Genomic DNA, 20995 nt, shown 5'->3' with positions numbered 1-20995 from the left:
AGACGGGGGTTCAGCAACGCCACGGGCGGCTCACACCCTATGACTTTCTTGTCCTCCTGACGTTGGGCCAACTGGGGCTGCCGCATCCCTCGCTGGGGGGGATGGTGGCGGCCTTATCCTCGCGCATCAGTCGAGAAGCCTTACATCAGCGCTTTACGGCCCCGGCCGCCGCTTTTCTCCGGCTTTGTCTGCACACCGTGCTCCAGCACAAACTACAGTCGGTGCCGATCCGCACGAACCTGCTTCCCCCGTTTGCCCGCGTCCTGCTCGTGGATAGCTCAAGTTGGGATGTCAGCGAGAAACTGGGAGCCGTCCTTCCCGGCTCAGGGGGCAACGCCTCCACCGCCAACTGCAAACTTCAAACGGCGTATGACTACAAGCAGGGCGAACTGACCTTTCTGGCGGACACCGCGGGCACCGTGCCGGATAATCGCTACACGGACCATCTGCCTGCCCTGGTCAACAGGACCGACCTGGTGCTCTTCGATCAGGGCTATTTCAAGCTGACGACCGGCAACGCCCTCATGGCGAAAGGGGCCTTCTTTCTGACGCGCTTGTTTCTCGACGCCACGGTGCACGATGGTCAGACGGGTGAGCCGCTTGACCTCGGCCAGGTCTTACGGGCCGCACCGGGGCCGATGGATGAACGCCTGGTGCGCCTGGAGCAGGGTTCCAATCAAACGTGCGCCTGTCGGTTGGTGTGCCTGCGCGTGACCGCCCAGTTGGCCCACGCCCGTCGGCAAGGCCGGACCGGCAGTCGCCGGCATGTGGCTCTGTGCGATTGGACGCTCTTGATCACGAATGCGCCGGAGCCCTGGCTGCCCCTGGACATGGTGCGGGCCTTGTATACGCTCCGCTGGCAGATCGAGTTGCTGTTCAAACAATTCAAATCCATTCTGCGCGTGCATCAGTCCGCCACCGGCAATGCCCATCGCCTGCGATGCGAGCTCTACGGCAAATTGATTACCGCGGTGTGGGTGCAACGCCTGCATGCCGGCGCCCACACCGCGCTGTGGAATACCGCACGCCAAGAGATCAGCCTGGCGAAGTTCTACAAACGGCTGCAGGAGCGCGCGTTTCTGCTCGCGCAATTGATGATGGGGTCGGGAGCGCACGCCATGAGCTATCTGTCTCAAGAGCTCGACACGCTGCTGCGGCACTGCCGCAAACATCGCCAACGCTTACGGATGCCCACGCTGGAAATGCTCGAAGCGGGCTTCGATCCGCAACTCTACAGAGGGCAAGGCCAAGGCTTAGCTTAACAGCTATGGGTGTCGTCCCGGCAGCCGAGGTCCTTTTGTTTCGGCAAAAGGACTTAAAACCAGGGACGCCTTATCCGGCTTTATCGGATGGGACGGAGGCGAACTACGGAGGAGCGGGGCAACATTCGGGGTTAAGGCAAACAAGGCCCTCTGAAAGGTAAGAGCGTCTGTCCCTAGAGCCGATCGGTAGTTGCCGATAGGAGATGGGAAGAGGGATGGAAATTCAAATAATGCGCAACTTTTTTCCGGTGTCAGCTAATCACATTGGACAAAAAGTCTCTTGGAGGTGAACAGTGAGTCGGTGACGAATAAAAAGATTGAGCGGGTGTTGTCGTGTAGCAGTCCTTCCAAAAGGTGTACGGTATTTTAAAATAGCTGTCATGTTGTAATTCTATGAGCAATTCCCTGAATAATCTGGAGAAACTCAGGTGGCGGCCCTCCATCCTGAAAGAAAAAGAATTTTAGAAGTATCTGGCGGAGGAGTATTTGTTGGTCGTCGATTGATGGATGTCAAATTTTGTGACCCAGTCTACGGCATTGCAGAGCTCCTGAAAATCCAAGGGCTTTTCAAAGACCCGATTGACCCCGTTTTTAAATGCCCGAAGACGGACAAGGTGGGATAATTCGGCAGTGATGAGAAAAATGGAGAGAATTTCCTGGGAATATCTGTGATTCACTTGTTCAATGAAATCAAGTCCATCCATCTGTGGCATATTGTTGTCGGTAATGATGATGGAGACGGACTCTTTCTGTAAAATTTCAAGCCCTTCCACACCATTTCCTGCTTCTGAACACACATACCCCCGAAGCTCTAGAAATTCTTTCAGGCAGGTTCGATGATGTCGATCATCATCAACTAACAGGATTCTGTCTTTGATGGGAACCTTGGGAGGGCCGGATTTTGGTGAATGCTGATACACGCCTAAAATTTTCATGATGCCTTACAATTATTGGTGTTGAAATGATTTCTCTCAAAAGATGGCGGAGGGACTTTTGAGAAGGTGGCTGATGAGGAGACCAGACTTCGGGTGCGGTCGAAATCGTAGTTCCCCTGAAACCAGTCCCTCCGCCGAGGCTCATAAAATGGCGCTCAATTCCATTCTTGCCATGTTTCAACTTAGGACATCCATACCACGTCTGGCTCCATATCGTTGAGCTAGTTAATGAAACGGCATATTCAAAAAATTACTGGCCCCAATAGTTGGTGAGTTGCAATGTTTAAGCGGTTTAAATGCAAGGGGTGTTCCAGGTGGAAATTTTCATAAAAGTTGAAATATTTCATATGTTTATGAATTGCCTTGGTATAAGATTTGATGAAAGTCATGCAGGTGAAACCCTACAGGACGGAGTCAACTTCCTTCAGAAGTATCAGGGACTTAAGGGTAAAGATCAATCATGGACTTTATGATCGTTAAATTAATCCATCAATGAATCATATTCATCAATTGCCTGACAAAATGGAATCATTTAATAAGGCTGCCTGAACTTTGAAAGAGCTCACTACGAAAGCCGGAAATAGAATAGAGGTGTTCTGGCACTCATATATTGAAATGGGAAAATATGAGAAATAACCCACAATTCCCAAATGGATGAATGAGTCATGACGAGAGGTGATTCGTGAGAGTGAAACGGAAAGTGCCGGTTCTTATATTAGGGTTGATGGGGTTCAAAATAATTTCAAATTGGGGATGATGGTGTAGGGAACCTTATTATGAACTGAGGCGTATTGATTTGGGTATTGTTTCGAAGTTGCACTTAGGATTCGATAGAGGCTGGCCTCCGGGGAATCATCTTTTGCGGCGGCACTGAAGAACTTTAGAGAGCTCAAAAATCTTCCGGTCTCACGTTGCCAATTAGTTGGTGAATTCGATTCTCTGAAATATCCTGACGGAAGGGGCTCAGAGTTCTCTATAGATATTCTGGATAAACAAAAAAAGTTTTCATAGTTGTGGGAGACACCATGCTATCGTGATGCAACCTAAAGAGATGTTCGATATAGCAGGGCCTGCTCCAATGGACTTGCCAAGATCAGGATGAAAGGTTGTTTTACGCAGGGATTTCATGTAGTTTTGTTCGGACGACGCTTGACCTGGAATTTACCAAAAGGCATTCTGTAATGAGACTAAAGTGGTGCTCAGGGATGCCACATTTGAGTTCTTGACACAATTCTAAGGGACTGCATAAAGTTTGGGAATAAGATTATCATGAGGAAAGACAGAGGCCCTGCTAAGAGAAATTCTTGAAGGGCATGAGGAATCAAATTGCGAATGGGATGTAGCTGAGGCATCGGCAGTCAAGAAAAGGAAATGGTGGAGGTAAAACATGATCGAAGTATTGTCTTTTTCGAATGTAAGGAGAGTAGGAAAATTTGGCCTATTGGGCGGATGCCTGATTGCGATAATGGGGGGGTGTAGTTCCAAACTACAAACGACGGTTATTAGTGTGACTGAGCCTCCAGCTATGCCCCAAGCGGTAAAAGTCGAACCTGAGACACCACCTGCTGAGGCGGTTGTTCGGCCGCCCGTGCAAGCTGAAGCGTTAAATGGGATCGCCGCTATGGACATTCCTGTGGAAGAGCCTGTCCGCCCGGTTATTCGTCCCGCGGCTCCAGCTGATATTTTTGCAACTCCTCGAACGACAGTTGTTGAACCTGCTGTTTCTTCGCCTCTAGAAGCTCCCCTGGTAGCTGAACCCGTTATTACTCCGTCTCCTATCTTACCAACCATGCCAGGCCAGGCATCTCCTCAAGACTCACAAGTGGCTGGGATCCCGCCGATTGCGCTTGAACCGGAAATGCCCGCACGACCGGTAATTCGGGAAGAGGCGGCTCCCCCGGATCAAATGATCGCTCGGGTGGAGCCTGAGATGGACTCATCAGCTCAGCAAGCCTCAGGAGTGCCTGAAGTCATTGAAAAGAAGACGGAAGCTTTGCTCAAATCGTTGGGAGATATTTATTTCGATTATGACCGATTTTCTATTCGGGCGGATGCGATCTCTGTTCTGCAGAAAAATGCCCAAACACTGGCTTCCGGCTTGGCGAATAATAAGATTGTGATCGAAGGACATTGTGATCAGCGTGGCACGGAAAGTTATAATATGGTGCTTGGCGAGCGACGGGCAAATGCGGTGAGGGAATATTTAGTTGATTTGGGCGTCCCCAGTGAAAATCTGCAGGTTGTGAGTTATGGAAAAGAGAAGCCGTTTTGCACCGATCAGAATGAAGAGTGCTGGCAGGAAAACCGACGTGGTCATTTTGTCGTGCAGTAAAGGTTGTAAGTCAATTTGGCTAAAGACGTGCCTTGAGGGAGCGTCTGGGATGTAGAGCAGAGGAATCAATTCTTTTTGGAAAGTCTGTCTGGTCCGTTTTTATGGTCCCCCATTTTAAATTTTCGGCAGGCTCCTGATTCTTCTCCGTGGGCCTTTACATCTTCGTATTCAGCCGCTGATCCATCCTTCGGTTTTTCCCCCCAAAGATGGCTGAGTTCTGATTATTCCCAATGATCAGAGCTCGCCTCAATGAACCTATGGCAGTCGGCCGGGCCCAGGAAAGAGGATGCCATAAGGCCGAAACCTTTCTGTGAGCTACATTTTATATGGCCGATTTGTCAAGAAAAGTGCAGAGAATGGAACTATCTCAAAATCTCTTCGCCAATATTCCTGAACATGTTGACCACGAATTGACGAGTGAGGTCTTGAGGAGTCGTTCTGTAAGAATTGAACGCATCGTGTCGCGGGGCCAGTCCTCTCCACCAGATTTCTGGTATGACCAGGCAGAGCATGAATGGGTTGTAGTGCTGGCAGGAAAGGCGACACTCAAGATTGAAGGACAACCTGAAAGGATGCTTGGACCTGGAGATGCCCTTCATCTTCCAGCGCATACCAGACATCGGGTGGAATGGACCGACCCCCAACAAGACACGATCTGGCTCGCAGTGCTTTGGAAGCCATGATGCCTTGCTGGGGTTCAAACTCAATCGTGGGATACGTTCGTCTGCGTGGATTTTACTTCTTAACTTGCTCATGGGCCGACAGTCTGGGAAAAGCTCGAGAGATTTAGTTGAAGGCATAGATAATGAAAGGGGTGATAAGCCAAAATGCTCCTTTGATCAAGAAAAACGTTACTCCATACCATCTAAACTTTTTCATCCAGCTAGCTTCCTGGGAAAGATTTAGAAAAATTTCGGTTTTACCTGTCCGCATTGGTGTCTTCCCTTCTCTGGCAATGAGATAAAGCCGCCGCTGCGTGGCAAAGCCACGCAGCGGGTTTTGTTCCTCAGGCTTTCATGCAGACAATGTCCTTGCGGCTTGTGGTTTACCCATGTGGTTCCCTCTGAAAAAACGGGGAATGAGCATGGGTACCCGTTGTTGATAGTCTTTATACGCTTCCCCATGGAAAGTCACCAAATCTCTTTCTTCCCATTGAATGGCCATTAGGATATAGATGGTTGTCGTCATCGCAAAGACAAGATGGGCAACCGTCATCGTTGGGGTAGCCCAGAAGACCAAGAGCCAACCGACATACAGAGGATGCCGTACCTGCTGATACAGGGCGGGGGTCTTGAATGGTAATGGGGTATACTCCTGTTTTCGCAAATAGAGCCAGACCTGCCGCATGCCGAACAAATCAAAATGATTGATGAGGAGAGTGGCCATGAGGATCAATCCCCAACCTGCCGCAAAAAGGCTATAGAGCAGGCCCCGCCCGATTGTATCTTGAATGTGCCAAATCTCGCCTCCCATGGGTTGCCAGGCATAAAACAGAAGAGCCAGTGCAATGTTGGTGCAGAGCACATAGGTGCTGCGCTCAATGGGTTTGGGAATATATTGCGTCCACCACCGTTTAAAGCCCTGCCGGGCCATCACGCTATGTTGGATGGCAAAAAGACCCAACAGGAGCGTATTGATAGTCAATGCCTGCCAGACTGAAACCTGGGCTTGACCATCGATGGTGTTGTGGACACCAAAGTTACCCAGAAAGCCCACGGCATATAAAAAGATGCCCAGAAAGAACACGTAGCACAGAGTGCCATAAATGAAGAACGTGATTCGTTTCATGATCGTGACTCCTTTTAATTTGTTTGCTCAAGGGCCGACCGCCTCAGGTTTGGCCTGAGGCGATCTGCGGTATTAGTCCTCAGTTGGTCTCTTCCTTATTCACCGAAATGACTACTGGAACCGGATTGGACACGATGTCGAATACTGGTGAATGCTTCGTCAACTCTCGCAGTGTTTCGGCTGGCGCGTCACTTTTCACGCTGAAATGTACCCGGAGATTTTGATAGCCCGGACGAACATCTTTCGATAAACCTAGAAACCCGCGAAGATCTAAATCCCCCTCTAGCCGGGATTCCACTGAATCGATTTTGATACCTCGGGCGGCCGCATGATAGACCATCGACGTAGTCAGGCAGGATGCCAGCGCATGCAACACAAACTCCACCGGGTTAGCTCCCTGATCCTCTCCTAACAAGACAGGCGGTTCATCGGCATCAAGCACGAACGGCTCGGTTCGGGTCGTATCTTCTTTGCCCACTCCGTAAAACTCCTTGATCGTGGTGCGATTGTGACCGCCATTGATCCAGGTGTTGGTGGCCCGGAACTGAAATTTGGCTAAGCCCGGTTCGCCTTGAATGGCATTGATATTGGCCCCTAATTGTTCGATGTTGACCCCATTGATGGTTGTTGGTGTGGTGGTGACTGATGACATGGCACATCCTCCTTGTTGGGTGTGAAACAGCATGTGAAAAAAGAGTTGATCTGCCTGACGGCACATATCCTGAAATTTCCGTTTTCCAGCGGGTGTTTGAGACTTTGAATCTCGCTCATCCTGACTCGTCATATTGTTCCTACCGGTTCCTTGAGAACTTGTTTGATAAGTGCTGTCTTCCATGCCAAAACTATTTTGCAGGCGGTGTGCCAGGCTTAAATTCTAAACAAAAATAAATAAAATCAATCAGTTGTAATTTGATGATGGTGAAATTCGTTCGTGAAATTTTCCGAATTACGAAATTTCATAAGACGAATTTGCGAAAAATCGCAAATGCAATAGTATCCTGGAAATGAAGAAATCCTGAAAGAGGATCGGGAAGGATTGAAAAAATACGGTAGAAATTGAGCAGAAATTATTTTGCGCGAGTAATGCCTAATGCTTTCATGCGAGACGCAAGGGTTGAAGCATTCATGCCCAGCAGTTTGGCCGCGCCTTGTTCACCGGACACTTTCCAGCCGCTTTGTTCAAGGGCGAGCAAAATGTTTTGCCGCTCCAAATTCTGAAGTTCCTGAAAAGTGCGAATGCAGGTGGGTGGCTCCGGTGTAAGAGTTTCTGGAGAAGAGGAGAGCTTCTCTTCAACATCAGGGAGGGCACGGTCAAGATTTAATTGACCGTTTTGGGCCGTAATAACAGCCCGTTCAATGACGTTTTGCAATTCCCGTACATTTCCCGGCCAATGGTATGCCGTGAGGCCTCTGAGTGCGTCAGGGGATAGGGGGGCCACCGTCCGACCCATTCGTTGAGCAAAATGCTGAACAAAGTTGTTGGCCAGGAGGACCACATCCTCTCCTCGTTCCCGCAAAGGCGGAAGATGAATGGGAAAGACATTCAATCGATAATAAAGATCTTCACGAAATTTTCCGTCTTGGACCTCCTTCCGTAAATCACGATTTGTGGCTGCCAGGACGCGGACATTTACCTTTTTGGTGTGGGAACTGCCGACCGGATCGAATTCCCCCTCTTGAAGCACGCGCAATAATTTGCCTTGAAGATCCAGGGGCAGTTCACCGATTTCATCCAGAAAAATGGTCCCTCCGTCAGCCAATGAAAAGCGTCCTTCCCTCTTTTTCGTGGCGCCGGTAAAGGCACCTTGCTCATGTCCGAAAAATTCGCTTTCGATTAAGGTCGCAGGAATGGCCGCGCAATTTACTTTGATGAATGGGTGACTCCGACGCCGGCTGTTGGCATGAATGGCGCGAGCCATCACCTCCTTACCGGTCCCGGTTTCACCGGAAATGAGCACAGTGGCTTCGGTATCGGCGACCTGTTGGATGTCCCGGAGGACGCGCATCAACGCGGGACTGCTTCCAAGAATTTCGCCGAAATGTTGCAGTTCATGTAATTCTTCTTTAAGAAATTCCGTTTCAATCGTCAGGGATCGAATCTTTTGTTCCGCTTCCAGACGTTCATTCACATTACGAAGAATCAGGGTGTAAAAGACTTTTCCCTCCATTTGAAATTGGGATAGGGTGGCTTCTGCCGGAAATTCGGTACTGTCTGTTCGTATGGCTTTGAGGTTACCGGGAATCCAGAGAGAGCGCCGACCTGCAGGTTTCGTGTGGAGATCCTGAATGAGTCTCCATAATTTTTCCCGGTCATTCGGGCCAAGGGAGAGACAAAAATCCATTCCAACGAGATGAATTGCCTCGCATTGAAACACTTTCTCGGCAGCCGGATTGATTCGGGTGACCCGAAGATCTTCATCCAATTCAATAATGGCATCCATGGCACTGTCCACCAGCCGGCGTAATTTCTGTTCCCGTTCCCGTGTGGCGGACTCCGCTTGGAGCCGCTGAAGTTCTGATGCTGCCCGTGCAGCAAAAATCCGAATAATGGCCTCTATGCGAGATTCAGCCGGCATCGGGCGGGTATCCATGACCGCGAGATGTCCGAGAATTTTTCCGGCTGTATCGGTAAGCGGGAGTCCTATATAACTGGCGGCCTTGAGCCCTGCGATATCCGGATCAATGGGAAAGAGATTCAAGAGGTTGTCCGGAAAATGGATGAGACGGGCCTGGTCGATAACATGCTCACACGGCGTGCCGGCAAGGTCCATGGCCCAATCTTTAAGAAAAGATCCATTCAAATAAAAGGCCAGGGCTTTCAAACGGCGGGATTCCGGAAAATATTCCGTGACCCAGGCGGCGTGGGTGTGCAGGGCTTTGGCCAGGTTCTCCACCAAGGCTTCAAAAAATCGTTCCCCCGTGACCGTGGCGGTCCCCTCCAGGATAGTTCGGAGTGCAGGCTCTTCGTTGAGGTTCGTTAATAAATCGTGACGGGACCCTGCCATAGCGTCTCCCAGATAAGAATCTTATTATGATCCATTTGTTTTTAAGGTGTAAAGATTGGGTTATTAAATGTTCGGGGATGCTGGATTTTACAGGATGCAAATGTGCAGCGGTTGATGAGGTTCGGAAGGGAAGGGAGTTCCCCTGTGTTGTTTCAGAGCCACAGGAAGCTGCATGAATTTTAAAAAACCTTTGATGGAAAATTAATAAGTTTCAAACCTCCGGTGTGGTAAAGTATCTTGATTTCATTCAAGGATATTCACTTGTTGGGTATGTCTGGGCAGGTCACCGAGGGAGCCCACCGAGGGAGCCAGGTGGTAAATATGATGGTGAAATCGCTTATCTATGTTGTTGATCCCATGTGTTCGTGGTGCTGGGGATTTTCACCAGTCATTGCTGAGATCGTTCGGCGATATGGAGATCGGATGACGATCGAGGTATTGTTGGGTGGGTTGCGCCCCGGCAATACTGAACGATTTGATGAGCGACGGCGTGCCTATATTCTCAGCCATTGGCATGCGGTCCATGAACGAACCGGTCAGCCATTTAATTTCAATTTCCATCCTGAGCCTTCGTTCATGTATGACACTGAACCGCCATCACGGGCGATGATAGTAATTCGGCAATTGGCTCCGGATAAGGAATTTGTGTTTTTACATGCTGTTCAGGAAGCATTTTACGTGAAGAACAAGGCTGTCACGCATCCGGAGATTTTGGCGGATCTTGCCGGTACGCAAGGTATTGAACAGGACCGGTTTCTGGAAGGGTTTCATGATTCTGCGACGAAACAATCGGTCTGGCAGGAATTTGATCGGGCTCGCCAATTGGGAGTGAGTGGTTTCCCGGCGCTGCTTGGTCAAAATGGTAATGTCCACATCAGATTGACGCAGGGGTATCAACCTGCGAGGGTGATAGTTCCACTCATTGACGAATGGCTGGATGATCCGGCTTCCGGCAACAGCAATTCGCCGGTCGGGTAAATTATTCGTTGAGCGCTGGATGATAGTTGATCCGTAGATCATGTGCTGTTGTTTATTCATGAACGAAGACCAGTCATCCAGTATGTCTTCAATTTTCACAGGAGGTTATGTGATGCGGAATGTTTCCAAAGTGTGTTTTGGAATTGGAACGGTTCTGATTGTTGGTTTTGGGTTTGTCACCGCTTCGGTTGCAGAAATGGCAAAATGGAAACTGGATCATGATCATTCCAGGGTTGGATTTCAAGTTGCCCATATGGTGGTGTCCAAAACCAACGGCAGGTTTACAGAGTATTCAGGAACTGTGGAGATGGACGCAGAGGAGAAGGAATTTAAAACCATTGAAGCGGTCATCCAGACCGCCTCGGTCACGACTGATCATCAGAAACGGGATGAGCATTTACGAAGTCCGGATTTTTTTGACGTTCAAAAGTTTCCGACCATGGCCTATACCATGAAAAGTTATAAGAAAACCGGAGACGACTACACCGCTGTTGGAGATTTGACTTTGTTGGGAGTCACTAAAGAGATTACATTAGTCGGAACGTTTAATGGGGTCTCTCAGGATCCTTGGGGCAATACACGGGCTGGCTTCAGCGCTTCCGGAACGCTGAACAGAAAAGATTTCGGCATGAAATTCAGCAAATTATTGGATAGTGGCGGAATGCTCGTGGGTGATGAGGTCAAAATCATTCTGGAAATTGAAGTAATTAAAGAAAAGACAGTCGAAAAAGTGAAACAAGAAAAAGAATAACGTGATCGGGGGGAATTGATGGTAACAATCTGCATGTTCCCTGTGAGAATTCACGAGGAAATCTGAGCAGTGAAGGAATGGAGGAGAAAGAAGGTTCGGTGCCGCCATATTGTATGGTAAGCCAATTGGCAAGCTCAGAACATTTCCTTCAAAGAATTTAACAAATTCCAGATACCTTCACCCTGGACACAAATCCTTCGGGGTAAGCTGAGGATGACAGGCTCCTTGAGGCTTGTCAGCTAACAGGGTAATCAGTGAGAAGAGGAATTTGGTAGCGATGGACAAATTTTCGGGTTGAATGGACTGCAGGGAATCAGATGGTTGATGAAAATGGGGGTGCCTGCCGCTGCTGACAACTGTCACGGTCGGCACCCCGGCTTCAAAAAATGGGACATGGTCGCCACCGGGGAAATAACCATACATTTGAATATTGTCGTCTAATCCCGCCCGGTCGGCTGCCTGCTGAGCCAGCATCTTATCCATTCGAGTAATTCCAACCGTCAGTTTCCCATCCCCCGCTCCCAGATGATCAAGATTGATCATGGCGACCGTTCGATCCAATGGAAAGGCGGGGTGGCTGACATAGTGCTTCGAGCCCAGTAGGCCACGTTCTTCCCCGTCAAATGACACGAAGAGCACGGTCCGTTTCGGTGAGGTAGCGCTTTGGGAGAGCATTCTGGTCAGTTCCAACATCACTGATGTTCCGGATGCATTGTCATCGGCTCCAGGAAAAAGCAAGCCGGCTTGTTGGCCAAAATGGTCGCGATGGGCACCGATGAGAATGAGTTCCTTGCGTAGCTCCTGATCACGACCGGGTAACATGGCGATGACATTGGTTAGGGTTCCGGGCTGACTGCGGATTTCCCAATGGAATTGGACCAGAAGCGGAAGGGGTCTGCTACGAAATGTCCCGATATCATTAGCAGCCTGTTGCAGGGCTTCGAGCGAATCATTGGCTGCATTCAAGGCCTGATCAAGAAGTTTCCCATGTATCCATGCCCCAGGGATGGGACGGTTATCAAGTGTGTCTCCATAGATGGCTAAAGGACCCTGCCCCAGACCTTTGCGGGCTTCATAACGGCCAAGTAGTGGACCGGTTGCCGTTAAATAGCCTACCGCGCCTCTATCTTTGGCGATGGCCGCTTTTTCTTCATGCGTGATCCACCCCGTGTAGGATGGGGGTTTTCCCCGGAGAAATAGGACGATGCGATTGTCGACATTCATTCCCTGATACTCATCTATTCCGCGGGCAGGGTCGACAATGCCGTATCCCACAAAGACGACTCTGGCTGTGGTTCTGGTGGAAGGAGAATCCAAAATGGGAAGAAACGCTTGACCTGGGACAAGCGACATCGTCATTGACGTTTGATTCGCGCCAATAAGGGAAAGGGTGATGGTCGATGGCTCCAGCAATTGAATTGCCGTCATGAATCGTTGTTGTAACCAATGAAAATCCTGTTCGTGTTTTGAAAGGTGGTTGGCCGGTTGCAAGCCGAGAGATCGGAATCGATCAACCAGATAGTCGGCCGATTGCAAGCTACCATCCGTGCCGGCCTGCCGACCTTGATATGATGGACGACTCAGTTCGCGAATGTCCTTGATGATATTTCCAATATCCAGGGGTATGGATGAAGAAGAGGAGGGCTGATAGTCAAAGCCCAAAACAGGAGTTGTGAGGGCAAGTCCTATCAAAAATTGAACTATGGGAAGTCGTACCAAGTTTCCTACCTATTCCTTGTCAAAACGGAGATTGAAAAAATACGTGTAACAGGGGAAGGGTCTATCGAATGTGTGAAAAATGGAGCCTGTGGCGGAATCTGTGCCGGGCGTTAGTCCTCCAGAGGAATGGTGATGACAATGGCCCCCATGAGGTCGCCCTTTTTGAAGTCACGTTTGGGGCTTAAGGGGTGAGCATTATGACATGTGGTGCAGGTATCGTTAATTGCCGTATCGGCATATATGGCTTGAAATAATCGCTTTTTTCCAGTGGACACAATTCCACGTTGAGGTGTGTCGGAGTTGAGCGAAAGTTGCTCCAAGGCCTTCCGTTCAAAATCTGTTGCAGGCCCATTCCTCCGATAGATTGGCCATAGACTAATCAAACGGAATCGAATGCCGTGTCCTGATTCCGCGACCAATTTACTGGAAATATGGAGAAACTGCGCGGGAAGGGGAATGGCATTTTTGTTTTCCCAATCTTCTCGGGCCATGACGACGCCTTGCTCCTGCATTCTTTTCACGATATGCGTTGTGTAGACGTGACGGTCGGCCTCAACGATGGCATGAATGAAGTCTGCAACTTTCTCCGGTGATAGATTTTTCATGGCGTTGGAATCACCTGCTTGAAGAGATGAAGAAACACCTATTCCAATGAGGAGAGTGGCAAGCACAACCAGAGATAAGCCGGTCCTACTACCTCGAAGGCTTGTCATGACGTCGAACTCCTTTCCTTCGCCGGGTGGGCATTCGAAACGGGTAAGGTAATCAAGCAGGTCGTCCCCCGGCTTTCTTCACTTTCGATTCGAATGTGTCCGCCTAGTTTATTGATAATTCGATAGGCCACGGTCAGTCCAAGACCCGATCCTTCTCCCTGCCCCCTCGTGGTAAAAAAAGGGTCAAAGACTCTGGGCAGATGAGTTGGGGCGATGCCGCGCCCCGTGTCTTTTATGCGGATTTCCAGATCGTGCCCAGACGCTTCTGTTGAAATAACAAGTTTCCCCCCTTCTTTCATGGCTTGAAAAGCATTAGTGATGATGTTGGTAAAGGCCTGTCCAAGTTCTAATACCTTTCCCTGAATGGAAGGAATGGGACCAAGGTGAGTCTCTATTTCAATCCGGACTGATGGAAAGAGACCCTTGACCGTAGTCAAAGATTGTTCCAACAGTTCATTGAGGTTAATGAGCGTTTGCCCTTCAGTCAAATTTTTTCCGGATTGACCGGTAAAGTCCCGAACGACGGAAGCCATACGTTTTCCATGTTGAACAATGCCCCTGGCATATTCTTTGATTTGTTCGGGATTGGTCTCCTCTTGTATCGCTTCACCTAATCCAATAACTCCGACTAAAGGATTATTGAGTTCATGTCCAATCCCGGCACTGAGAACGCCTAAGCTGGCAAGCTTTTCCCCTTGGATGACACGGTCCTGAAGGATACTTTCTTCCGTCGTATCTCGTAATACCAATCCGGCACTTGGCTCCCTTCCTGGGCGGGCCTGGACACCAAACCACCGGTACCGGAACGTTCGCTGATTGACCCGAATTTCCTGCCGATTGGTGCCTGATTGAGCCCAGTTCATGGGAACCAGGGGATCTTGTAACGAGGTGTTGGACGGCTGGGCTTTCGTATTGTCTGAAGATAGAGGTTCCATAACCTGGACCGCGTGCATTTCCTGTTTCAGGCGGTCTCGTGTCGCAGGATCCAAGGAGGAGAAAATTTGGAATAGTGGCGTGCCGATGATCTCGCCGTTCGTGATGGCAAAGGCTTCCTTCGAGGCCTTATTGACATATTCGATGTGTTCGTCCGGGCCAATCATGAGGACCGGGTCAGGCACATTATCGAGAATTTTAATGGTCGACTCTTCAAGGTATTTCACTTCCTGGGTCTTCAACTCAACCTGGCTTTCCAATCCGGCGAACTGTGATGCCAGCTGTTGGTTCATCCGATTGACTTCATCAGCTAATTCCTCAATTTCATCGCCGGTGGACAATGTTAGGGGCTCACGATATTCCCCTCTGCCGATTTGCCGGGCCGCTTCCTGAAGGCGACGAATGGGTGCGGCAATTCGATTGGCGGCGATATATCCCAATGTGACGAGCAGTGCCACTCCCAGTAATCCAAAAGCGGCCGTCCATTTGAAAAAATGCTCTATGGGGGCAAAGACCTCCTCGGATGACTGCCAGACAAACATATGCCAGGTCTGGCCTGTGGAGAATTTGGTGATCTGATTGGTATTACTCAGGGGGGCGAATCCAATGATGGAGGCTGCAGTGCCCCCATGTCCATCGCTTGGGGCTGGAGTCCATCCCGCCTTAAGGGGGGTGACGAGAGGAATAAGGCGGGTGTCGGTAATTGAGGTGCCCGTGGGAAGGATCGGGCAGCTCAAAACGACGCCACGGCTGTCAATGAGCATGACATGACCGGTTTTGCCAAATCGAATAATATCGATGGAAGGGGCAAAGAACTCCTTGGCGTCATAAATCCGGTGCAGGACGCCGATGGCTTCATACCGCAAGCTATCCATGATGGGGAGCGCAAGAGTAAAGGTATAGACTCCCAATCGTGAATCAAACGCTACCTGGCCTATATACGGTTGACCGACTCCATTGTGGAAGGCACCTTGCCACCATACCTCTTCCCGGTGAAGGTAGGGAATCTCGGAATCCAGGCTCGCAGCAACCCGTCCTGCACGATCGGTGATAAATAAGCCACGTGTGGCAGATCGGGTAATCAGCGGAATGGGATGGCCCGGGTCCATAAAGGTTCCCCCCACATGTGATTGCAGGATCTCGGCAAATGGTCCTTTCAGAATTCGTTGAAGCATGTCGGCATCCTTGGCGTTCCAGGCTTCTTGTTCCTGCGTGAGGGTGCGAGCCAGCTCTTGGGGACTCAGCTCACTGAGGGCATCGCGGATGTCTTCCAGGCGTGCAATGATTTTCACATCGGTTGTCAGTAAGGACGTGCGGGCCAGTTCATCTGCCATGACCAGATCAAGCTTTCTGGCCGTCTCTGTTGCGAGAGCTTCAAAGCTGGATCCATTGACCTCGCGAATTTCCTGTGTGCCCTGGTAGAAAGCCAGCAGAAGTCCAATGATCAAGGGGAGTGCGCCGACCAACAGCATGGACAGAACCAGTTTTTGGGTCAGTCCTTTTTTTCTTTTGGCGGGTTTGGGTTCAGGGTTGTCCACCGGACACCGTACCTTCTACAGGAGGAATGGCCGGGAAAGACAATCGGAACGTGGTGCCTTTCCCTAATTCGCTTTCGACTTGAAGATCCCCATGATATTTTTTGACAATGGTTTTGACGTTATAGAGTCCGAGGCCGGTCCCCTGGCCTTTCGGTTTCGTTGAGAAGAAGGGATTGAAAATCTTTTGGAGGTGTTCCGGGGAAATGCCACAGCCGGTATCGCTGATCGCAATTTGTACGGTTCCGTTGCTGTGTGAGGTGGTGATGGTGAGGCTGCCTTTCTCTTCCATGGCATGAATAGCGTTGGTGATAAGGTTGATGAAAACCTGGAGGATTTCTTCCGGTTTAGCCTGGACGGTCAAGCCGTTTTGGTAATGTTTCTGAACCGTAATTTCTCGGAATTTTGTTGCAAATCTGGAAATGCTTAAGGCTTCATCCAGTCTGGCATGGAGGTCGATTCTTTCGAGTTCTTGATGGCTGGATGTGCGAACATAATCAGTGATATTTCGTGAAATGGCTTGAATGCGTTGTGCCGCTTCATGGATGCTGGCGGCATGGAGTCGAATGCGATCAAGATTGGTTTCCTCTTGAATTTCTTCGGCCATCGCCAAAATGACATACAGCGGGTTATTAATGTCATGGGCAATTCCCGAGGCAAAGGTTCCCATGCTGGCTAATTTTTCCGATTGAAACAGTTGTGTTTGAATAAATCTTTGATGTTGGATCAACTCTGAGAGAACTTTGGCGGCGGTCCCTCCAAGCACTTCAGCCCCGCTGTGTTTGTGCTCCGTAATGTATGAAGGAAGAATGGGATCCCCGGTCACGTCAATGATCAAATTCACCTGGTCTTCCTGAATAAGCTTCAGAGGATGAGAGACAGTAGGGATATTGTGAAGTCGGGCAAGTTGAAAACCCAACGCATGGGGATTTGTGTCGGCAATGCCCAGTAGACGGATATGGGGTAAATTGAGAAAGGATTCCAACATCGCCGTTCCTCCCTTGCCGGCCCCGAGAATGGCAATGGTAATGGGAGGTTCAACGGTCGCCATGGAATCCCTCCATGATGGTTGGAGTGGAGGATGAGGAAAGGCTAAGGTCAAACGGGGAGCATGCGGTATTTCTCCATGTCTTAACGTTCATATGGTAGAAAGCCCTATCCTGAGGATAGGGCTTTACTTGATATACCATAGTCTTCTTCATGGGGAACGATTCTCCCGCGAGAAGAAACTCGAAATCTGAAAAGTTAGTCCCGTCAGATTACAGGCGATTGAGATCTCGTTTTTCCATGGCGGTGGCCACGGATTTAAGTAATTTTTCCTTTTCAACCGGTTTGACCAGATAATCCACAATCCCCTTATTGAGAAATCCGGTGGCCATTTCCATGTCCGGAAATCCCGTCAGCACAATGAGGGGAACACGTGGCCATTGTTGTTGAAAATAGTTAATGGCTTCCACGCCGTTGATTTTTGGCATGCGAATATCGGAAATAACAACGTCCAACATTAAAGGGTTTTCACCTTGATGGATTGCTTCGATAGCCTTTTCCCCATCCTCCGCCTCAATGACATCATATCCGGCCTTTTCGAGTGTCATTCGTACTACTTTTCGGACATCAGGCTCATCGTCCACGACGAGAACCAGGCCGTTGGTTTTGTGTCCTCCAAACATTGCTGCCGTTGTTTCTGCCATTACTCTTCTCCTTTGTTGTTAGGTGAGTGGCCTGATTAGATTTTCAATTGGTCAGAGGGAAAAGAAAAAAGTTCTTATCACTTCTGAAGGCACAATATTATCGTAATCAACCAATAAGAGAAAGGGTTAATTTGCCCTTAATCCTGGGTATATTGGAAATGACAAAGGCGGATATAGGGTAAATCGCCTGGGCGTGGCCAATATTGTTCCTGAAGCCTATACGGGAATAGTCCTGTTTTCCTCCCTTCTGTCCATTTCGGTTTCTCCAACCAGGCTCCGTCAGCATTTTAATAAAAGGGTCGCAATGGGGTGGCGTTTCCGATCCAGGACTGGAATCCATCATTTTATCTCATGGCTTCGAGGGTCAGATCCAAGTTTGGCAGCTATGCCAATATGGGGAGCCAGAGAGGGAACGATTAATGTTACTGAAAGTTTATGGAGTTTAATAGCTCTGCGGGCAATTTGGGGAAAATCTTTTCATACGTCCAACGAACTGCTCGAATAGGGAAGGAATTTAGGAAAGGGATGGAATTGATTTGGGGCCTAATATAGATGAGCCGATATCATGTAGTTCTGCGAACAGGAGGGAAAATGGACCACATGAGGCATATGGCGTGGAAGGGAGTCAGGAAGGAGGTCTTCGATGGCATTTACACATTCTCTGGAATGCAGGCAGCGGTTTTCCTTGAGGAAACAGAATTCTTTGCTTGCTGGGCTTGCTATGCCCACCTACAGAAACACGGAAACTATGTTGGCGATGGAGAAGAAGGCGACCGGGAGAGGGGTGGCATGAAAGATTCTGGTGTGCCGAATGGCAGACTTTCGACATAAATGGAACTCGATGGAAACGCGAAACTGGCTTTCTCGCCCTCGACGATTTCCTTGATTTTGTAAGCCAAGCGTTCTTTGGCTTCCAACCACTCACCCCATACAATAGTCTTCGTAAAACAATACAGCATAATGTCAATACTTGAGTTACCGAATGAATCCAGGAAAATAAATGTTTTGGTCTGTTCCGGATTGGTTTCAAAGTCTCCACATTCGTAAATGTAGGCCGAAGTGGCTTGGATAATATTCCGTATTTGATCGTGAGTCGAACGATACTCGATCCCGATTTTCCAATAAATTCTCCGGTTCGTCATGCGGGAGTAATTGATTAACGCTTCATTGGCCAATTTGGAATTGGGCAGTGTGACCAGGGCTTTGTCAAATTGACGGACTTTTGTCGCACGAAATCCAATTTCCTCCACTGTGCCTTCCACGTCAGGCGTTTTGATCCAATTGCCTTTTTCAAAGACCCGGTCCAAAAATATCGTGAACCCCGCAAACATATTCTTAATGAAATCCTGGGCGCCGAGGGCGACCGCCATGCCGACCAGTCCCAAGCTACCGAGGACCGCCGCGACATTGAATCCCCATTCCTGAAACACCGCGGCAATGCCTAAGCAGACCACCACGAACTTTGCGACCTTGAGAAAAAACCCCTTAACGGTTTCGTGCATGCTTTGGCTGCCGAAGAGCGTGATGGATCGATCCAGTAGGATTGACAGCGGATCCAGTATTCGAAAAATAGCCCAGAAGATCGTGAAAGCAATCAAGGACCGGATGATTTGTCCAAAGATCGCACCCAACGCGGGAGACAAGGAAATGACCTGCCCGGAAATGTACAGACCAATAATGACAAACGTGAATTCAAGGGGGCGTTCAATCGCTTCCAGGATCCGATCATCTATGTCCGTTTTGGTTCGTCCGGTCAACCGTCGCAAAAGACGGGAAAAAAAACGGAAGAAAATGCGGCGGACAAACAAGAATACCAAAAACACGCCTAAGGCAAGAAAGATATCACCCAGGGTGGTATGTAAAACGCCGATCTGCCAGACCGTAAGAATTTCTTGCCAAAAATCTTGAAGCATCAATCGAAGGTGCCTGACCTCAATGAAAGGATTGAAGAGGGGGTTGGTTGAAGGTATATATTAATTAGGGCTCTTCTCCAAAGTGAGTGGGTGATTTTGGGTTGTTTTTCAGATGGGCTTGAGCATACAGGTCAAGACTTTCAGGCGGAGATACTCCTCATCGCGTAACCCATACGCCCGGCGTTGAATCACCCGGATCTTATTGTTGAGTCCCTCCACGAACCCAAGCGAAACTTTATTCTCAGCCTTGGCATAGGCGGCAATCCCATCCCAGTGCCGCTCGATCATCTCCGCAAAGTCTTCGAAGGGTTTCAGGCGCTGCCTCTTCAATGCGGCTTTCCAGTTCTCGAAAAACCTCCGCGCCCAGCCTTCGGTCTGGTACTCCCATAACTGGCCGAAGGATTCCTTCAGCACATAGGCCGTGTGGAGTCGCTTGTTCGCATCGAGGAGCTTTTTCAGCGCCTGTCGTCCCTCAAGGGTCAGATTCTCCTTTCGTGACAGGAGGGTATACTTTTGCCCCTTGATAAACGACCGGTCCCTCTCCGTCAGCCGCTTGTATTCCTGTTTGCGCACCGTATCGAGCGCCTGACCGAGATGCCGCATCACGTGAAATTTGTCATACAAGATCGCGGCCTGAGGCGCATGCTTCACGGTCGAACTCTCGAAGGCCCGCCACATATCCATCACCGCCAACTGAATGCCAGCCACTTTCTTGGCTTCCAACCCCTCGTAGAACCGATCCAGGCTCTCTTCGGAGCGATCGACGCCTCCGAACCAGATCGGCCGCCGCCTCACCAGATCGCTGACCACAATCCGGTAGGTCTGCCCCTTTTTGATGGAGAGCTCGTCAATGCCAATGGCCTTGGGGCCCGGCGTCCCTGTGCGCCGGAGCTGCTCCTGCATATACTCCTTCTCCAAGCTCTTCACGGTCTTCCAATCGAGCTTGAGCTCCCTGGCCACGTCCTTGACGGCCGTTTCCCGACAGCGGCGCCCCACATACCAGGCAAATCGCTTCGTGTAAAACGGGTTGGTCGCCAGCCAGGGAAACGTTTCCTGCTTCACCTTGCCACACCGGCGACATCGAACCCGGCGGACCTCCACTTCCAGGTAGATGCGCAGCTCCCCACAGGACAGGTCCCGAATGTGCCGGACCCTGCGATCGTAGAAACTCCGATGGAGGGTCCCACAACATCCACACGCGGTTTTTTTTGACGCCGCCCCAGCCGAATAATCCGGGCCTGCGGATCGCCGAATATTCCCTTGATCGTGGCTCTTGGACAAAACCCAGGGAAACGGTATGTGTCCAGCAGGCTCTTGCTCGTTGACATCCGGTGATCATGACAGATTTTTCTCGTGTTTAAAACACTGTATCCCCTTGCCCTACTCGCCTTTCCCAGCCGCTACGGTCTAACTTTTACCCACTCGTTTGGGAGAAGACCC

At 49.7% G+C, this 20995-nt stretch carries 16 protein-coding genes; 5 read left to right on the top strand and 11 right to left on the bottom strand.

The genetic code is table 11. The features are described 5' to 3' along the window. Nucleotides 1-1262, top strand: a 1262-nt coding sequence (locus H6750_21000) for an IS4 family transposase (protein MCB9776792.1), incomplete at its 5' end; no start/stop codon positions are given. A 461-nt stretch (nt 1263-1723) separates the two neighbouring features. On the opposite strand, the gene H6750_20995 is transcribed toward H6750_21000, so the two are convergent. Next, on the bottom strand, nt 1724-2197 hold the full coding sequence (locus tag H6750_20995) for a response regulator (protein MCB9776791.1): 474 nt from the start codon (nt 2195-2197) through the stop codon (nt 1724-1726). Between the two features lie 1387 nt (nt 2198-3584). On the opposite strand from H6750_20995, the gene H6750_20990 reads away from it, so the two are divergent. Both H6750_20990 and H6750_20985 read left to right on the top strand, forming a co-directional pair. Further along, entirely contained in the window at nt 3585-4529 is a 945-nt protein-coding gene (locus tag H6750_20990; GenBank protein ID MCB9776790.1) for an OmpA family protein, read from the top strand. 356 nt (nt 4530-4885) lie between these two features. Continuing rightward, nucleotides 4886-5212, top strand: coding sequence for a cupin domain-containing protein (locus H6750_20985; protein ID MCB9776789.1), 327 nt, complete (start codon nt 4886-4888; stop codon nt 5210-5212). Between the two features lie 331 nt (nt 5213-5543). On the opposite strand, the gene H6750_20980 is transcribed toward H6750_20985, so the two are convergent. From H6750_20980 to H6750_20970, 3 genes are all read right to left on the bottom strand, one after another. Next, nucleotides 5544-6317 carry an isoprenylcysteine carboxylmethyltransferase family protein gene (locus tag H6750_20980; GenBank protein ID MCB9776788.1) on the bottom strand — a complete coding sequence of 258 codons (774 nt, stop codon included), beginning with the start codon at nt 6315-6317 and terminating at the stop codon, nt 5544-5546. Nucleotides 6318-6396: 79 nt separating this feature from the next. Further along, the gene (locus tag H6750_20975) at nt 6397-6969 is read right to left on the bottom strand and encodes an OsmC family protein (GenBank protein MCB9776787.1); all 573 of its coding nucleotides are present in this window, start codon (nt 6967-6969) and stop codon (nt 6397-6399) included. 415 nt (nt 6970-7384) lie between these two features. Next, entirely contained in the window at nt 7385-9322 is a 1938-nt protein-coding gene (locus H6750_20970; protein ID MCB9776786.1) for a sigma 54-interacting transcriptional regulator, read from the bottom strand. 261 nt (nt 9323-9583) lie between these two features. Between H6750_20970 and H6750_20965 the strand changes: the two genes are divergently transcribed. Further along, nucleotides 9584-10300, top strand: a complete 717-nt coding sequence (locus H6750_20965; protein MCB9776785.1) for a DsbA family protein — start codon at nt 9584-9586, stop codon at nt 10298-10300. Nucleotides 10301-10412: 112 nt separating this feature from the next. After that, on the top strand, nt 10413-11051 hold the full coding sequence (locus H6750_20960) for a polyisoprenoid-binding protein (protein MCB9776784.1): 639 nt from the start codon (nt 10413-10415) through the stop codon (nt 11049-11051). A gap of 177 nt (nt 11052-11228) precedes the next feature. Here the strand turns inward: H6750_20960 and H6750_20955 are convergent, their stop codons facing one another. The 7 genes from H6750_20955 to H6750_20925 form a co-directional block, all read right to left on the bottom strand. Further along, complete coding sequence (locus H6750_20955; protein MCB9776783.1) at nt 11229-12770, bottom strand: M28 family peptidase; 1542 nt, start codon at nt 12768-12770, stop codon at nt 11229-11231. 110 nt (nt 12771-12880) lie between these two features. Beyond that, a complete protein-coding gene (locus H6750_20950) occupies nt 12881-13483 on the bottom strand; it encodes a DUF3365 domain-containing protein (protein MCB9776782.1) in 603 nt (200 codons plus the stop codon). After that, nucleotides 13480-15954: a HAMP domain-containing protein gene (locus H6750_20945; protein ID MCB9776781.1), complete on the bottom strand. Its 2475-nt coding sequence runs from the start codon at nt 15952-15954 to the stop codon at nt 13480-13482. Before H6750_20945 ends, H6750_20950 begins: the two co-directional genes overlap by 4 nt. Continuing rightward, nucleotides 15941-17002 carry a GHKL domain-containing protein gene (locus H6750_20940; GenBank protein ID MCB9776780.1) on the bottom strand — a complete coding sequence of 354 codons (1062 nt, stop codon included), beginning with the start codon at nt 17000-17002 and terminating at the stop codon, nt 15941-15943. Before H6750_20940 ends, H6750_20945 begins: the two co-directional genes overlap by 14 nt. A 208-nt stretch (nt 17003-17210) precedes the next feature. After that, on the bottom strand, nt 17211-17642 hold the full coding sequence (locus H6750_20935; GenBank protein MCB9776779.1) for a response regulator: 432 nt from the start codon (nt 17640-17642) through the stop codon (nt 17211-17213). A gap of 746 nt (nt 17643-18388) precedes the next feature. Further along, nucleotides 18389-19555, bottom strand: a complete 1167-nt coding sequence (locus tag H6750_20930; GenBank protein MCB9776778.1) for a mechanosensitive ion channel family protein — start codon at nt 19553-19555, stop codon at nt 18389-18391. A 108-nt stretch (nt 19556-19663) separates the two neighbouring features. Then, the gene (locus tag H6750_20925) at nt 19664-20836 is read right to left on the bottom strand and encodes an ISL3 family transposase (protein ID MCB9776777.1); all 1173 of its coding nucleotides are present in this window, start codon (nt 20834-20836) and stop codon (nt 19664-19666) included. Nucleotides 20837-20995 lie beyond the last annotated feature (159 nt).

The sequence above is a fragment of the Nitrospiraceae bacterium genome (assembly GCA_020632595.1).
Taxonomy (GTDB): domain Bacteria; phylum Nitrospirota; class Nitrospiria; order Nitrospirales; family UBA8639; genus Nitrospira_E.
This window is presented reverse-complemented; position numbering and strand designations above follow the sequence as displayed.

What these genes read in the sequence shown, in the direction of transcription:
- H6750_20960 (MCB9776784.1), top strand. Translation starts at nt 10,413, where the DNA reads ATGCGGAATGTTTCCAAAGTGTGTTTTGGAATTGGAACGGTTCTGATT.
- H6750_20950 (MCB9776782.1), bottom strand. Translation starts at nt 13,483, where the DNA reads ATGACAAGCCTTCGAGGTAGTAGGACCGGCTTATCTCTGGTTGTGCTT.
- H6750_20990 (MCB9776790.1), top strand. Translation starts at nt 3,585, where the DNA reads ATGATCGAAGTATTGTCTTTTTCGAATGTAAGGAGAGTAGGAAAATTT.
- H6750_20935 (MCB9776779.1), bottom strand. Translation starts at nt 17,642, where the DNA reads ATGGCAGAAACAACGGCAGCAATGTTTGGAGGACACAAAACCAACGGC.
- H6750_20995 (MCB9776791.1), bottom strand. Translation starts at nt 2,197, where the DNA reads ATGAAAATTTTAGGCGTGTATCAGCATTCACCAAAATCCGGCCCTCCC.
- H6750_20930 (MCB9776778.1), bottom strand. Translation starts at nt 19,555, where the DNA reads ATGCTTCAAGATTTTTGGCAAGAAATTCTTACGGTCTGGCAGATCGGC.
- H6750_20980 (MCB9776788.1), bottom strand. Translation starts at nt 6,317, where the DNA reads ATGAAACGAATCACGTTCTTCATTTATGGCACTCTGTGCTACGTGTTC.
- H6750_20975 (MCB9776787.1), bottom strand. Translation starts at nt 6,969, where the DNA reads ATGTCATCAGTCACCACCACACCAACAACCATCAATGGGGTCAACATC.
- H6750_20985 (MCB9776789.1), top strand. Translation starts at nt 4,886, where the DNA reads ATGGAACTATCTCAAAATCTCTTCGCCAATATTCCTGAACATGTTGAC.
- H6750_20940 (MCB9776780.1), bottom strand. Translation starts at nt 17,002, where the DNA reads ATGGCGACCGTTGAACCTCCCATTACCATTGCCATTCTCGGGGCCGGC.
- H6750_20970 (MCB9776786.1), bottom strand. Translation starts at nt 9,322, where the DNA reads ATGGCAGGGTCCCGTCACGATTTATTAACGAACCTCAACGAAGAGCCT.